The following is a 14,121-nucleotide window of genomic DNA, read 5'->3' on the forward strand; positions in this document are numbered from 1 at the left end:
GGTCATGGGGGGACGACGGTGGTGCACGCGTTCCACTCCGTCATCGCGGAGGCGGGGCTCTTTGTGCAGCGCACCGTGCTGGTGCTGCCGCGGCGCACGATCTGCTGCAGCTTCTGCCCCTCCTGGTCGGTCAGTCTGCGCCCACGGACAGGCTCAGCCACCGCGCCCCCAAGTCGGATCGGACGTCACCGCAGATCCAACCGCCACGACCACCAGCCCGGCGAACCTATGCGGTCAGAGCACTAGACGTCCGCGTACTTGGTGTCGGCGGACGGGTCCAGTGCCAGCCGGTACCCCCGCTTCACCACCGTCTGGATCAGCTTCGGCGCCCCCAGGGCCGTACGGAGACGGGCCATCGCCGTCTCCACCGCGTGCTCGTCCCGGCCGGCGCCGGGCAGCGCCCGCAGCAGCTCCGCCCGTGACACCACCCAGCCAGGCCGCCGGGACAGCGCCCGCAGCAAGGACATCCCCGCCGGTGGCACCGGCCGCAGCACCCCGTCGACCAGCACCGCGTGCCCCCGGATCTCCACCCGGTGGCCGGCGATGGGCAACGACCGGGCCCGCCCGGGAAGCTCCTGGCACAGCAGCTGCACGAGCGGCCCGAGCCGGAAACGCTCGGGCGACACCGTGTCCACCCCCCGCGCCTGCAACGGCAACGCGGTGACCGGCCCGACACACGCCGGCAGCACATCGTGGTGGAGGGCGGCGAGCAGCTCGGGCAGCAGACTCCGGTCCTCGGCCCGGGAGAGAAGCGAGGCCGCGGCGGGCGCGCTCGTGAAGGTCACCGCGTCCAACCCCCGCGAGACAGCCGCGTCCAGCAGCCGGTCCACCGGCCCGATGTCCTCCGGCGGCATCCACCGGTACACCGGCACCCCCACGACCTCCGCTCCCGCGGCCCGCAAAGCCTCCACGAACCCCGGCAACGGCTCCCCGTGCAGCTGAATGGCGACCCGGCGCCCCTCAACGCCCTCCTCCAGCAGCCGGTCCAGTACCTCGGCCATGGACTCCGACGACGGCGACCAGTCCTCCGTCAGCCCGGCGGCCCGTATCGACCCCTTGACCTTCGGCCCGCGCGCGAGGAGTTCCACCTCACGCAGCCGGTCGAGGAGCGCCTCACCGAGCCCCCATCCGTCGGCGGCCTCGACCCACCCCCGGAAGCCGATGGCGGTCGTGGCGATCACGACGTCGGGCGCCTGGTCGATCAGATCCTTCGTCGCCGCCAGCAGTTCACTGTCGTCGGAGAGGGGCACGATCCGCAGAGCGGGCGCGTGCAGTACGGCGGCTCCACGGCGCTGGAGCAGCGCACCGAGCTCGTCCGCTCGGCGCGCGGCCGTGACGCCCACGGTGAACCCCGCGAGGGGACCGTGTTGCTCTGCTGCCTGCTGTTCGTCGTACATGGCTGTCGTCCCGCAGTCTGTCGTCTGACCTACATGCCGACCGAGCCTGTCAACGGCTCGTGACAGGCTCGGTTCCGCTTTATGTCGCCAGTGTTACGTCACACCTCGGCGTAGCTGAGCTGCGGCTTCGCCTCGGAGGCGGTCGCGGCCTGGCCCTGGGCGGCCGGGCGGCGAAGGTATACGGCCCAGGTGACCCCGAAGCAGGCGGCGTAGTAGGCCAGGAAGGCGACGAACGCGCCGGTTCCGGAGCCGTAGGAGAGGAAGGACTGACGGAAGGCGAGGTTGATGCCGACGCCGCCGAGTGCTCCCGCCGCGCCGATGAGACCCATCGAGGCTCCGGAGAGGCGACGTCCGTACAGTACGGCCGCCTCCCCTTCGAGACCCTTGGCGACGGCCTTGGTCTGGAAGATGCCGGGGATCATCTTGAACGTCGATCCGTTGCCGATGCCGGTGAGCGAGAACAGTACGACGAAGGCGACGACGAACAGGGGCAGCGACTTCTGCATGCTGGCGACGACCAGGACGGCGGTGGCGGCACCCATGGCGACGTAGTTCCAGAGGGTGATCTTCGCGCCGCCGTACTTGTCGGCGAGCCAGCCGCCCACGGGCCGGATCAGGGAGCCGAGCAGCGGTCCGATGAAGGTGAGGTACGTGGCCTGCAGCGGCGTACGGCCGAACTGGTTCGTCAGCACCTGCCCGAAGGCGAAGCTGTAACCGATGAACGAGCCGAACGTGCCGATGTAGAGGAAGGACATGATCCAGGTGTGGCCGTCCCGCGCGGCGTCCTTGGCGGCGCCGGTGTCGTTCTTCACGGACGCGATGTTGTCCATGAAGAGAGCCGCGAGGACGGCGGCCACGGCGATGAGCGGGATGTAGATCCCGAGCAGCACACGCGGGCCACCGCTGGCCCCGATGACGGCCAGGGCCACCAGCTGGATCGCGGCCACACCGATGTTGCCGCCGCCGGCGTTCAGACCGAGCGCCCAGCCCTTCTTCCGCAGCGGGAAGAAGGCGTTGATGTTGGTCATGCTGGAGGCGAAGTTACCGCCACCGATACCGGCCAGCAGGCCGACCAGCAGGAAGGTGTTGAACGAGGTCCCCGGCTTCATCACGGCGAACGCGGCGATGCTGGGGATGAGGAGCAGGCTGGCCGAGATGATCGTCCAGTTCCGCCCGCCGAAGATGGCCACGGCGAAGGTGTAGGGCACCCGGACGACGGCTCCGACCAGGGTGACCATGGAGGTCAGCATGAACTTGTCGGCCGGGGTGAGGCCGTACTCCGGGCCCATGAAGAGCACGAGCACCGACCACAGGGTCCAGATCGAGAACCCGATGTGCTCGGAGAGAACGGAGAAGAGCAGGTTCCGCTTGGCGACCTTCTCGCCGGTCTCCTTCCAGAAGGTCTCGTCCTCCGGATCCCACTGCTGGATCCAGCGGCCGCCCCTGCTCGGGGGTGCGGGGGCTGTACTAGGGGCTGTCATGACGCCTCCACGGTGCGACGGGGCTCGGTGGTGCTTTTCGGGGGTGCTGAGCGGTGATAAGTCCCGAAGGTAGGGAGGACGCGTTTCCTGCCTGTGGCACCGGGTGACCGGAAGGGAACGTTGCTCTCACCCCGGCGAGGGGCGGGATGAGAGGTCGTGGGGGCTTTGTGTTACGAAGAGCTCCGCGCGTCGTGAGGCCGTGGTGTGAGGACCGCTCGACCACTTCAGTCGTCGGCATCCTCGGGGTCGTCGTAGTCCTCGGCCAGCCGGAGCCCTAGGTCGGACTCCCACTCCAGGGCCCATCGCCGCAGCTCAGCGATCTCCTCGGGGCTGAGCCCGTAGGCCGCGAACTCCTCATCACTGACCCATACGACGCTCTCGAGCCGGTCGCGCAGCTCGAGGAGGTCGAAGTCACCCAGCTGCTCGAGCTCGATCACTGAGTAGTACGGGCAGGCCGCGTAGACGCCGATCAGGTCCTGGGGCAGGCCGCGGTCGATGAGGGCGCGCAGAACCATGGGAAGCGGGGCATCCGTCGCCGGCCTCGGATCCCTCAAGCTCGCGTCCTGCTCCGATGGATGTCCGCTGCCGCGTGCCATGATCCGCCTTCATGAACGAACGCGCGCTGTCGCCCGCCTGGCTGGCCTCGTGGATGACCAGGGTCTCAGGTGTCCTGAAGCTAATGGCAGACGATTTCGAGCGGCGGAACGGCTTTCCCCCTGGCATCAATCAGGTCCAGCCTGCCGACCTGGACGATCAGGACGCGGCTCGCGCCCTGACCCGCCTCGGCCTCGTCCATCCTGACTTGGTCGTGTTTTACGGCAGCATCGGCCACGTCACTTGGGCGGACGTCGGCATCGGCTACTTCATAGACCCAGTGTGTGACGTCCTTCTGCGGTTCAAGGAGTACGGCGCCGTTGAAGTCGGCCCGCACCAGAACACCAGTGGTCTGGTCATCGGCTCGAATGGGGGCGGGCTGTGTTACGTCGCCGGTCTCGACGGGATGGTCTACAGGACCCGGACAGCAACACTGGACGAGCCGGAACTCGCCAAGGTGGCTGATGACCTACGGCATTTTCTGGAGCTGCTGGAAGAATCCCTGACACGGTTCGTGGGCGATAGTGCGCCGGGACCCCTTTGAGCATGCCGCCACTCAGCACCTCCCACCCACCTCGAACCACAACAGCTTCCCCGCGCCCCGGTCGAGAAGTCCGTCCCCGAGCGACCACCCACCCCACGCATCGGCGAACTCCTGCACAAGGAACAGACCACGCCCTCCGACCGTGCCCAGCGAGGCGGGCGGAACGCGATCGCCGGGAGGCCGGGCAAAGGGAGCGGGGATATATGGGTGGCTGTCCCACACCCCGACCCGCAGCCGCCCCTCCCCCAGAGCCGTCAGCCTCAGCGAGGCGGGCCCCTTGGCGTGCAGGTAGGCGTTGGTGACGAGTTCGGACGTCAACAGCTCGACAACGTCGAGGACTTCGGCCATGCCATGGCTGTTCAGCGCGGCCCGCACGGTCGTACGTGCGACACGTGCGGCTCTGGGGTCATGCGGCAGGCGAAGGGCGTACACCCAGGTGTCGGGCAGGGCTACGGTGACCATCGGATACCTCCGGCGGAAGAGAAAGCTGGGTGGGTGCGCTTCCGGCTTATAGGCGGGGGGAGTTGGGCGACAAGAAGTACAGTAGAGGTCACATGGGAGATACATCTCCCGAATTGAAGAGATGCACCCGTTATTACTTCGTGTGGGTTACACGACCGCCGTGCCGCAGCCCGGAAGGACGCGCTTTGCCACCCACCAGCAACCCCACCCTGCGCCAGCGCCGACTCGGGGCCGAACTGCGCAAACTCCGCGAGCAAGCCGGCTTCACCACAACCGGTGCCGCCTCGATGTTCGGCGTCAACCAAGGGCGCATCAGCATGATCGAGACCGGCCGCAGCGCCCTCAGCGCCGACCGCGTCCGAGCCATGGCGTCTGCCTACGCCTGCTCCGACGAAGCTCTGGTCGACGCCCTGGCCGACATGACGGGGCGGCGGACTCCCGGCTGGTGGGAGACGTACCGCGATCACCTACCCGCAGCGCTGGTCGACCTGGCCGAACTGGAGCACCACGCAACGGGGTTGCGGGTGGCCCTCGTGATTCACATCCCCGCTCTGCTGCAGACCACCGACCATGCCCGTTCTCTCTTCCGGGCGGTCGTTCCGCCCATGCGGCAGTACGAGATCGAACACCGCCTCACGCACCGCATGAAGCGGCAGGGCATCCTGCACCGGGAAGAACCGCCCCTGTACTCGGCATTCATCCACGAGACGGCCCTACGCATGGGCTTCGGCGGCCCCGACGTCGTACGCGGCCAGCTCAAGCATCTGCTGGACATGAGCGAACTGGCCCACGTCACCGTCCGCGTGATCCCCTTCGGCACGGAGTTCTTCCCGAGCACAGGCCAGTCCTTCGACTACGTAGAGGGCGCCGTCCCACAGCTCGACACAGTTCAGCTGGACACACACCACGGGGGCTGCGGCTTCCTCGACACGGAGGCATGGTTGAGCAAGTACCGTGCCGTACTTGATCACATGGAGACTTGCGCCTTCGACACCACCAAGTCGCGGGACTTCATCCACCGCCTCATCCAGGACACGTGAAAGGGCCGCACTGTGCAGAACCTCCAGTGGCGAAAGTCCACCTATAGCGGCGACAGCTCGAACTGCGTCGAGATAGCCGCGACCCCGGCCGTCATCCATATCCGCGACTCAAAGAACGCGGAAGGCCCTCACCTCGCCTTCCCATTCGTCGCTTGGACTCACTTCCTTTCCCACACGGCCTCTCCCACATCGCCGACGTGGGGCCTCATCTGGTCCTGCCGCTGACAGGTTCCGACGTACCTACGTACGCCTCCGCGTCCAGTGCCAGGCCATCGACAACCTCGGCAACGCCCTCGGCCCGACCGACGCCCACGATGCCCCACCCACCGCAGGCATCGTCCGCTGACGTTGCCGTCATGCACCACAGAAGCCCCGTGGAACCCGGATGAAAACCTCTCATCAGGGCCGCTCCACGGGGCTGCAAAATCTCACGAGTCGGCTAAAGCGGAAATTTATATTTCCAAGGCACATCCAGTTCTTCGGGGTCAACACCCGCCCGGATGACCGACTCATCAACATCGTCAATCGACGAGACGGTCTCGTCATGGACGATGGACATATTCCCATCATAGATGTCATTGTCGTCGGCCGATAGATCGCGAAGAACTTCAAATGCCCGAACTCTGAATTCTCCGGATCGGAGTGGGATAACCCAGATCCAAGACTCGCTCTCTGCGGAACTAGACGTCCTGCGGGCAGCGACCTCAGATTTTGACATGAGGAGCCTGTTCACCGCCTGAATCTGCATGTTAGGACTCCCAGAAGATTCGAACGATCGGACCGTCAGAGGTGTGGACTTGAAGGTACGGAAGATCCCCATCGCGGTTTCCGGCGCCGCGTCCGAGGACTCGACCGTCCTCCCCGAGCTGGTCATCCCAGTGATACGTTCCGCGCTTAGTTCCGTAGTACTGCTTCGTTCTAACGCCGTCCATTCCAGACGCGTTTCTGTAGCTATCTCCTTGATACGTCCGAAGGAAAAGCTCTTCCGCTTCAGAACGACGCTTCACCGTGACGCTCGTCGCGCCGTCAGCCAAGGGTTTAGACGCTCTAGACTAGAACTGGGCAGCGCTACCGCAGCGCCAATTGCATGCCGAACTCTCTCAGAACACCCACTCAGAGACCCTTCTCGGACCTAGCTGCTGAGCGTACAAGGATCACGACCCTTGCCGGAGGGTCTCCAGTTCATGAATCGGGAAGGTGATTCCACCCCACACCTTTGAATATTCGACAGTGCTGCCACATCGAACTAGCACGTCGTCAGCCATGACCACCACGCTGCGAATAAATGCACGGACGTCAACCCGACCGCACCATCGCAGACTGCCACCGCTCCAGCGGCGGGACTCTGATTCCATGTCCGCGAATTGAACGACCTGCAAGTACGCCTCTTCGTCTGCTCCCGTAAAAAACAGGAAGGTACCCGCGGGCTCGGCAGGAAGGAAGGCTGTTGCCGAGCTTGACCCCAGTCGGAGGTCGATGGCCGCTTGCACCACAGAACCGAGACCATCTCCAATGTATGTGGTGTGTACTTCGATGGTCTCTCGCGGAAAGCGTAGAACGAGGTCGGCCGAGCCGGCCCGCACCATCGTCCAATGCAGAGAAAGTTGTTCCATTGCCATCACCTTGGATAGGCGGTACGTAGGGATCCGTCTGGATTGAGGACAACTTCGACGCTAGTTTCACCTCGAGATCCAACAGGGTAGCCGAAATCGTGTGTGTGAATTGTTCCGTCGCGAGGACGCCCGACTGCATCGGGAGTATTTGGCCGCCCTGGCGTTTTTGCAGTGTCCTCAATCAACTCTCCAATTTCATCCAGATCCGCATAATTGGAGAAAGTTGTGTTTCCTTGCACCACTCCTGGACTTCCATCTACGTGCTCATCCAGCACGTGTTGCCAACCGCCCCCATTGAAGAGATTGCAGTTGTTGTTGCTGTTGTGAACGAGGACTGGCGTGACACCGGCGAGTACATAGTACGTATGCAGTTGCTCGACGGTGAGGTTGTACATGTCGGCCCGACCTGGCCGGGTCTCAACGCCGATGACCAGGACATGCCGGTTGGTGGCGGTGTTGAGTACGTGGCCGGGTTCGAGGTTGCCGGCGGGGATCCAGGACTGGTCAGTTTCGTCCCAGAAGGGATGGTTGGCGGTGGCGTGGAGGGTGGCGCTCTGGCCATCGGTTCCGCGGACCGTCACCTCGACGAGGTCGTTGTCATTGTGGACGATGCGCGCCGTGACCGTCCGCGATCCCCTGCGTTTGCCGGTCCGAGGATCGGCTGCCGCGACTTGATCGCCGGGTTTGACCTTGCCAATGGGCTTGGTCTTGCCGTCCTTCAGCAAGACAGGTGTGGACGGTGTAAAACTACACGCCAGCCTCGCCAGCGTCGCCACGGTGCCTTCTTCGGCCTCCGCCACAACCGCTCGCGACGCCCCGCGTGCCAGGAGCCCCTTACCAAAGGATCCCCAGGCCAGCGTCACCAAGGTGATCACACCTGAGACGGCTGCCTCGCCACAGTCGCCGCGTCCCGTGACGCAGTGGATAGTGGCCTTGACACCCCACGGGTCGTTCTGAGGCCCGGGCAGCAGTCCTGCCCTGGCCGCCGTGTCACAGAAACCCGCGTTCTTGTCATTCCTCGTGTGGCACTGGTCCGTGGCGAAACGGGCGAGATACTGGCTGTAGCTGGTACGGCGAGGATCGAGAACGGCGTAGCGGGCTACGAGTTCTTTCTTGGTGGGGAGTCTGATCCCCTGGATGATCGGCTGACCGTCCTTGGCTGTCTTCACACCGGGCTTGCCGTGCCCGCCGGTGTTCGTCGTGTTGTTGCTTCCGTTGGTGTCCTTGTACGGCCCCGTGTGGTTGATGCTGTCGATGTTGTCCTGCGAACAGCCGGGGTTGCTCGCACCACAGCTCTCGAGCCCGGTGGGGTCGGATCGGGTAACAGGACTGTTGTTGCTGTAGCTGTAGCCGTTGATCTGCTGCGGGTCCCCTGCGTTCAGCACTGGGTCAGCGGACAGGAAGCGGCCGGTCGTCGGGTCGTAGTCGCGAGCGCCCAGGTGGGTCAGGCCGGTGCTGGTGTCCTTGATGCCGCCGATGAAGCCCTTGTCGCCCGGCCAACTCGTCGGTGCCTTGCCGCGGGCGGCGCCGAAGGGGGTGGAGCGGCGCTGCTGCAGAGTCAGGTCTGTGCCGTTGATGGCGAGTTCGGATGTGCCGTGGTGGTCGCCGATGAGGAACGACAGCTTGTTGTCGTCGGTGCGGATGGCCTGGTTGCCGCCGCCGAGGTCGTAGTAACGCGTCGCCTTCGGCGTGGTGGAGCCATTGGCCAGGACGATCTGGGTGCCGCCGAGGTAGAGCGTGGTGTCCGCGTCGGTGCGGGTGATCAGGCGGTTGCCGTCGGCGTCGTAGACATACGAGGTCGATTTGGTACCGCCGCTGCCGTCGGGCTTGGTCACCTGTACGAGGTGGCCTTCCGCATCCCAGAGGAGGGTCTGCTTGTCACCGCTGAGCGTGCGCGTCTGTGTGTTGCCGGCGTCGTCGTAGGAGTAGGTGTCTTGGGAGATGCCGTTGGGACCGGTGGTGTCGACCTGGGTCAGACCGTGGGGCCGCTTGCCGCCTGCGGGCGGGTAGGTGTAGCCGCGCTTGATGTCCTTGCTCGTGTCGCCGGTGGCGTCGTGCTGGGTTTCCGTAAGACGGTTGCCACTTAGGTCGTAGGTGTAGGACTGCCAATAGGGGGCCGGTCCCCCGAGCACCGACGCCGACGGTGTCGCGGCGCAGGTCGTGGTGTTTTGCGCCCAGGCATCACTGAGGCGGCCGAGGTAGTCATAGGTGAAGCACTGGTTGTCGGTGCCGTCCCGGGAGACATCCGAGAGGGAGGTGATGTTGCCTGCCTCGTCGTAGCCGTAGGTTGCCGACTTGTCGGTACCGGAGACGTCCTGGCGGTCGACGCGCGAATTCTGCAGCCGCTGCGTGCCCCATTGGTAGGTGTTGGTTACCTGGGTCTTCTTCGCCCCGGCCGCCTGGTAGCTGTACTGCAGCGGTTTGCCCGTGTAGCTGTAGACGGTGTCGGTGACGTAGGTGAGGCCGCCGCTGCCAGACAAGGTCTTGGGACGCAGCACGTCATCGTAGGTGGGCGTTACGGCCTCAGCCGTAAGGCTGCCCGCGGCCGGATAGCCGACCGACTGCACAGTGTCATCAACGTTGTACTGAACGTTGGTCTGGTACGAGCCCTTGAGCCCGGTGCCTTCGGAGTCGGGGATCGTGATCGTGGTCCGGTGCGGCCGGTAAAGGGTGTCGTACATGCTGTACGTCGTGGTGTAGGCGGAGCCACTCTCTCCGCCGATGTAGCGGGTGGCAGAGGCCCGTTGCCCCTTGAAGCCGCTGGGATCCCAGACTCGCTTGGTCATCAGAGGACCAGAAGCGTCGCCCTCATGGGTTTCGGTCTCTCGCCCGAGGCCGTCGTAAAGGTGAGTGATCTTCTTGCCACGATTGTCGGTGGTGAGGACCAGTTGGTTGCGGTCGTCGTACCCCGATGTGACGGTGCCCTTATCGGGGTCGATAGCGAGCTTCTGGTTGCCGCGCTGGTCGTAGTCATACGTCCAGGTGCTGCCGGCCGGATCGGTGAGCTTTGTCAGCTTGCCTGCCGGGTTGTAGCTGTAGAGCGTCTTGTCGACGAAGCCCGTGGGGGTGGCGCCGTGGTACTGCCACAGTTCGGTGGTGCGGCCACGGGCATCTGTGACCGTGGTAGTGGGGGTTGCTCCCTTGGGGGGGGTCACCGTGACCCGGTCACCGCCGTAGGCGGAGACTGTCGTCGACAGGACCGCTCCCCCGTCGCCGTTGCCTGCGATCTGCTGCGACTTGGTGACGCGACCGAGACCGTCGTAGGAGTTCCAGGTCTGCGTCTCCACCGCCAGCGCGTCGTCCAGTGCCAGCAGGTCGGTAGAGGGAGCCTGGGTGTTGTAGTACGAGGTGAACGCCTTGGCCGTCAGGCCGCGTTCGTCGTAGAAGGTGTCGCTGATCAGCCGTCCGCCGTCGGGACCTGGGGCCTGAACCTGGCGTGGCCGCAGGAAACCGTCGTAGAGGGTGTAGGCGGTCTTGCGGCCCGTCCCGTACAGGGTGGTGGTACCGACCGCGACCGGCTTGCCGTCGGTGATCGTGTAGGAGAACTGGTAGTTCGGTGTGTCGTTGTTGGCCTTGGAGCGGTTGGGCAGCCAGACCTTCAGCTTGCGGCCCAGCGCGTCGTAGGTGGTCTCGGTGGACTTGGTGTTGGTGTCCGACACGGCGAGGGGCAGGCCCCTGACCGTGTCGTATGTGGTCTTCGTGGTCTGCGCGGTGGCCGTGTTGCCGGTTACTGAAGCCGGCGTGACGGTGATGGTGGAACTGGTGGGGAAGCCGGTCGTCGGGGCGTAAGCAGTCGTGGTCACGAGTCCGCCGGTGCGGTCCGCACGTACCGGTGCGGTGGACTCTGCCGCAGTGACCGTGCCGGTGATGTCCGTCCCGGAAGTCTGGCGGCCGTACGTGTCGTACTTCGCGCCCGCTTCGATGTAGGTAGCGGTGGTTCCGTCATGCGACTTCAGTGTCGCCGTGCTGGTGGCGTCGCCCACGGTGGGGGCGGAACCGTAGTTCTGTCCGTCGTACGCGGTGCGGATGTCGACGATGACGTCCTTGGACCGGTCAGGGGTGTCCGCGCACTTGACCGCGACCGTCTCCACCCGGGAAGGCGGGTCGAGAATCCAATCGGTGGTGTTGTCGACGTAGGTGGTGCGCGTGCACTGATTGTCCGTCGAGGTGGACTCGTCGCCGAAGTCGTCGGTCCGAACGATACGCCCGGCGGTGTCCTCGAACGTGTTGGTCTGGTACGTGGTGCGCCACTTGCTGCCCGCACCGTCGTCGAGGGAAGTCCAGGTGCGAGTGTTCGCCGTGCCGGTCAGGTTGGCCGTCGTCGTACCCCAGTTGCGTGTGCGGGAGGCCGTCTGGTGGTGCCAGGGCGTATTGACGGTCTTCCCCAGGACCTTGCCGTCCGGTCCGCTGTAGCTCTCCGCCTTGTACTCGAAGCCGGCGGCGGAGTCATGGTCGGTGATGGTGCCGCCGTTGTCGTCGGAGACGCTGGCGGACTTGGTGCCACCGGACGGGGCCGCGCGGTCGCCGTCCATGCCGCGCAGGAAGTAGTGGTCTGTCTGCGACTTCATGCCGACCGGGTCCTGGCCGCCGGTCCGAACTCGGACATGGGCATAGCCGCGCCAGGTGGACCAGGTCTTGTATTTCTGCTTGGTCAGGCCGTCATCGTCGTCGTAGTGCCAGGCCGCGCCGTCGAGGTAGTCGTAGCGGGTGACCATGTCCGGGGACGACTTCGTACGGTCGGTCTGGGTGACGGCATCGACGACGTACTTGTTGAACCACTGCAGCGTCGGGTCCGCATCACCCTCCTTGGTGAAGTAGGTGGGGAAGCAGCGGGTCTTGTTCGTTTCCGGCGTCGGCAGGTTGGAGGCGTCGCAGACAGCCGTGGAGTAGGTGACGTCAGTCTGGCCTCCGGTCTCGTCGGCGATTGTCGACAGGCGTTCCTTGATGAAGGGGGACGTGTTGTCGCCGTCGATCTTGAGCCGGTTGGTGCGCTGGTCGTAGTCGAAAGTGACCTTTGGCAGGGTGATCTCGGGGGTGGTGGACTTCCCGGTGTGCTGGATGGAGGTCAGCAGCAACTGGTAGTCGATGTCGGCCGTGCCCCAGCGATGGCCGAACGTCCAGGAGTCGACAGGGGCGTAGCTGCCGTCCGACTTCACCACACTGGTCGTAAGACCGGTCAGCCGCTTGCGGGTCCAGAACGACGGGCTGGCGTTGTAGCAGTCAGCGCCAGACTTGCAGTTCAAGTCCCAGGGTGTGTCGTACCAGTAGAACTTCTTGTCGTCGATCGTCGAGGCGTCGCAGGTCACCCCTGTCTCGGGCAGGCATCGCTCAGCTGAGGTGAAGTCAACCCTCGCCAGCGCTTTGGCCGAGTACACAGAGGATGACTTCAGCCCGTACTCGATGTGGTCGAGGTAACCGCCACGGTCGTAAACCGTCTTGTCGGCCGACTTCAGGTTCCGGGCGTAGTAGTTGGTTTCCTTGTTGTAGTAGTAGGCGATCGCGTTGCCATGGGTGTCGACCGCGTAGTCGAGGTTCCATCGCCAGCCCTGCTGACACCACGAGTCCGCGAACGTGGCCGCGTGGCAAGCTTCTCCGTCGTCGTTGCCGAAGACCGGAGCTGACCAGGCCGAGTTCGTCGCCGAGTTGCCCGAGGCCCACCCCGGCAGTCGGTTGTATCCGAAGTAGTAGCGGGTCCCGTCAGTAGTCGTGACGCGCCAGTACTCGTCTTTCCGGGCCCCATTGCCGCGCACGTCACCGGAGGTGTCGGCGCCGTAGATGCGATCGACCTTCGTTCCGTCGTCGCCCTTGATTCTGAAACTGTTGGTGCCGGTCGCGATCAGCTCACCGGAGTGCCCGTTGAACGACAGGGTGGCGTTGTCGTACGCCCAGCACAGATCGCCCGGCTTGGTGCCATCGGCGTTCTTCACGCCGTCGTCGGCACATCCCTTGTAGCTGCGCTCAATGAAACCGGGCCACAGATCGAATCCGTCACCCGCCCAGGATCCCTGGTTGTTGGTGTTGGACGTCCGCCCGTCAAGGCTGCCCGAGGAGTACGACAAACCCACCTGGGGGGTGAAGGAGCCCGGCACATCAGGCACAGGCATGTCGTACGACCAAGTGAAGTCGCCAGTGTTGAGGTTGGTCTGCCATGCGGAGGAGGCCGAGAGCTGGCTGGCCTTGTAGTCACCCTGATCACTGGACGTACCCGTGGTCGCTGCCAGCAACGTCGTGGCAGAGCTGCTACCGGCGGTGGACAATGCCACCGCATCGGCGGTGAGGGTCTTCGCCTCCACATCGTTGTGCGACGGGACTGTCTCCGCCTTGGAACACTTCGCGGTCCCGGGGTGAGTCGCCGCGCAGGCGGGGAGACGGACCAGCTTCAGCCGCGCCGCATACGCACCGCCGTAGGCCTGCGCGAACTTCGAGTAATCCACGCTGACAGCAAGTGCGTCGCCATCGGCTCCAGCCTGAGTCCTGATGGAGAACAACAGGCCGTCCACACCCGCGAGTTCGGTGGTCTTGCGATCCAGCACGCGCACCGTGGCCTTGCCCGTCAGCGCCCTGCCTGCAGAGAGCTTTGAAGTTTTCGCCTGAGGAGCCGTGAGGGATACCGGCAGATCTCCAGCCTGGAGGGTCGTGGCTCGCGCGCCGTCGAGCAAAGTCACGGTCGCGGAACCGGCCTTCGGCCAGGCGCGTTTGGGTGCCGTCTTCGGCACGCGCGGTTTGCCATCTGTACGGCGGGGCGTCGGCTTCACGCCGTGCCCGGACAGCTGCTTCTCCGAGGTAGGCAACTTGACCTCGGCTACGGCAGGTTCTGCGACGGTTGCCTGGATCAGGGTGCCGACCAGTACGGCGGAGACTGTCAGGGCAACTCTTCGCAGAATGCCCGTCCGTGCTCTCGCTGTCATCGTTCGCTTCATCAATCTGCCCGTCGTCCGTGGCCGCAGACCGGCCTCACCCCGTGCGACGGGGTGCCACTTCGAAGATGAC

The 14,121-nt window shown here is 64.9% G+C and carries 10 protein-coding genes; 3 read left to right on the forward strand and 7 right to left on the reverse strand.

Annotation, left to right across the window (positions count from 1 at the left end; all coding sequences use genetic code 11):
• Positions 1–2: 2 nt before the first annotated feature.
• The 4 genes from BFN33_RS50765 to BFN33_RS41175 form a co-directional block, all read right to left on the reverse strand.
• Positions 3–161 carry a hypothetical protein gene (locus BFN33_RS50765; RefSeq protein ID WP_256123014.1) on the reverse strand — a complete coding sequence of 53 codons (159 nt, stop codon included), beginning with the start codon at positions 159–161 and terminating at the stop codon, positions 3–5.
• An 81-nt stretch (positions 162–242) separates the two neighbouring features.
• Positions 243–1,397, reverse strand: coding sequence for a uroporphyrinogen-III synthase (locus tag BFN33_RS41165; protein ID WP_069765337.1), 1,155 nt, complete (start codon positions 1,395–1,397; stop codon positions 243–245).
• 98 nt (positions 1,398–1,495) lie between these two features.
• Positions 1,496–2,878, reverse strand: coding sequence for an MFS transporter (locus BFN33_RS41170; protein WP_069765338.1), 1,383 nt, complete (start codon positions 2,876–2,878; stop codon positions 1,496–1,498).
• A gap of 224 nt (positions 2,879–3,102) precedes the next feature.
• A complete protein-coding gene (locus tag BFN33_RS41175; protein ID WP_069765367.1) occupies positions 3,103–3,393 on the reverse strand; it encodes a hypothetical protein in 291 nt (96 codons plus the stop codon).
• A gap of 92 nt (positions 3,394–3,485) precedes the next feature.
• Between BFN33_RS41175 and BFN33_RS41180 the strand changes: the two genes are divergently transcribed.
• Complete coding sequence (locus BFN33_RS41180; RefSeq protein ID WP_079141296.1) at positions 3,486–4,016, forward strand: SMI1/KNR4 family protein; 531 nt, start codon at positions 3,486–3,488, stop codon at positions 4,014–4,016.
• A 12-nt stretch (positions 4,017–4,028) separates the two neighbouring features.
• Here the strand turns inward: BFN33_RS41180 and BFN33_RS41185 are convergent, their stop codons facing one another.
• The gene (locus BFN33_RS41185) at positions 4,029–4,478 is read right to left on the reverse strand and encodes an ATP-binding protein (RefSeq protein WP_069765339.1); all 450 of its coding nucleotides are present in this window, start codon (positions 4,476–4,478) and stop codon (positions 4,029–4,031) included.
• Positions 4,479–4,663: 185 nt separating this feature from the next.
• Here BFN33_RS41185 and BFN33_RS41190 point away from each other — a divergent pair, with 185 nt between their 5' ends.
• Together BFN33_RS41190 and BFN33_RS50770 are read left to right on the forward strand one after the other, a co-directional pair.
• A complete protein-coding gene (locus tag BFN33_RS41190; protein WP_069765340.1) occupies positions 4,664–5,518 on the forward strand; it encodes a helix-turn-helix transcriptional regulator in 855 nt (284 codons plus the stop codon).
• 12 nt (positions 5,519–5,530) lie between these two features.
• The gene (locus tag BFN33_RS50770; protein WP_079141297.1) at positions 5,531–5,743 is read left to right on the forward strand and encodes a DUF397 domain-containing protein; all 213 of its coding nucleotides are present in this window, start codon (positions 5,531–5,533) and stop codon (positions 5,741–5,743) included.
• A gap of 929 nt (positions 5,744–6,672) precedes the next feature.
• On the opposite strand, the gene BFN33_RS52840 is transcribed toward BFN33_RS50770, so the two are convergent.
• Together BFN33_RS52840 and BFN33_RS41195 are read right to left on the reverse strand one after the other, a co-directional pair.
• Positions 6,673–7,131, reverse strand: a complete 459-nt coding sequence (locus tag BFN33_RS52840) for a hypothetical protein (protein WP_141758047.1) — start codon at positions 7,129–7,131, stop codon at positions 6,673–6,675.
• Positions 7,132–7,136: 5 nt separating this feature from the next.
• Complete coding sequence (locus tag BFN33_RS41195) at positions 7,137–14,039, reverse strand: polymorphic toxin-type HINT domain-containing protein (protein ID WP_141758048.1); 6,903 nt, start codon at positions 14,037–14,039, stop codon at positions 7,137–7,139.
• Between the last annotated feature and the right edge of the window lie 82 nt (positions 14,040–14,121).

It is taken from the genome of Streptomyces sp. LUP47B, from assembly GCF_001746295.1.
Taxonomy (GTDB): Bacteria; Actinomycetota; Actinomycetes; order Streptomycetales; family Streptomycetaceae; genus Streptomyces.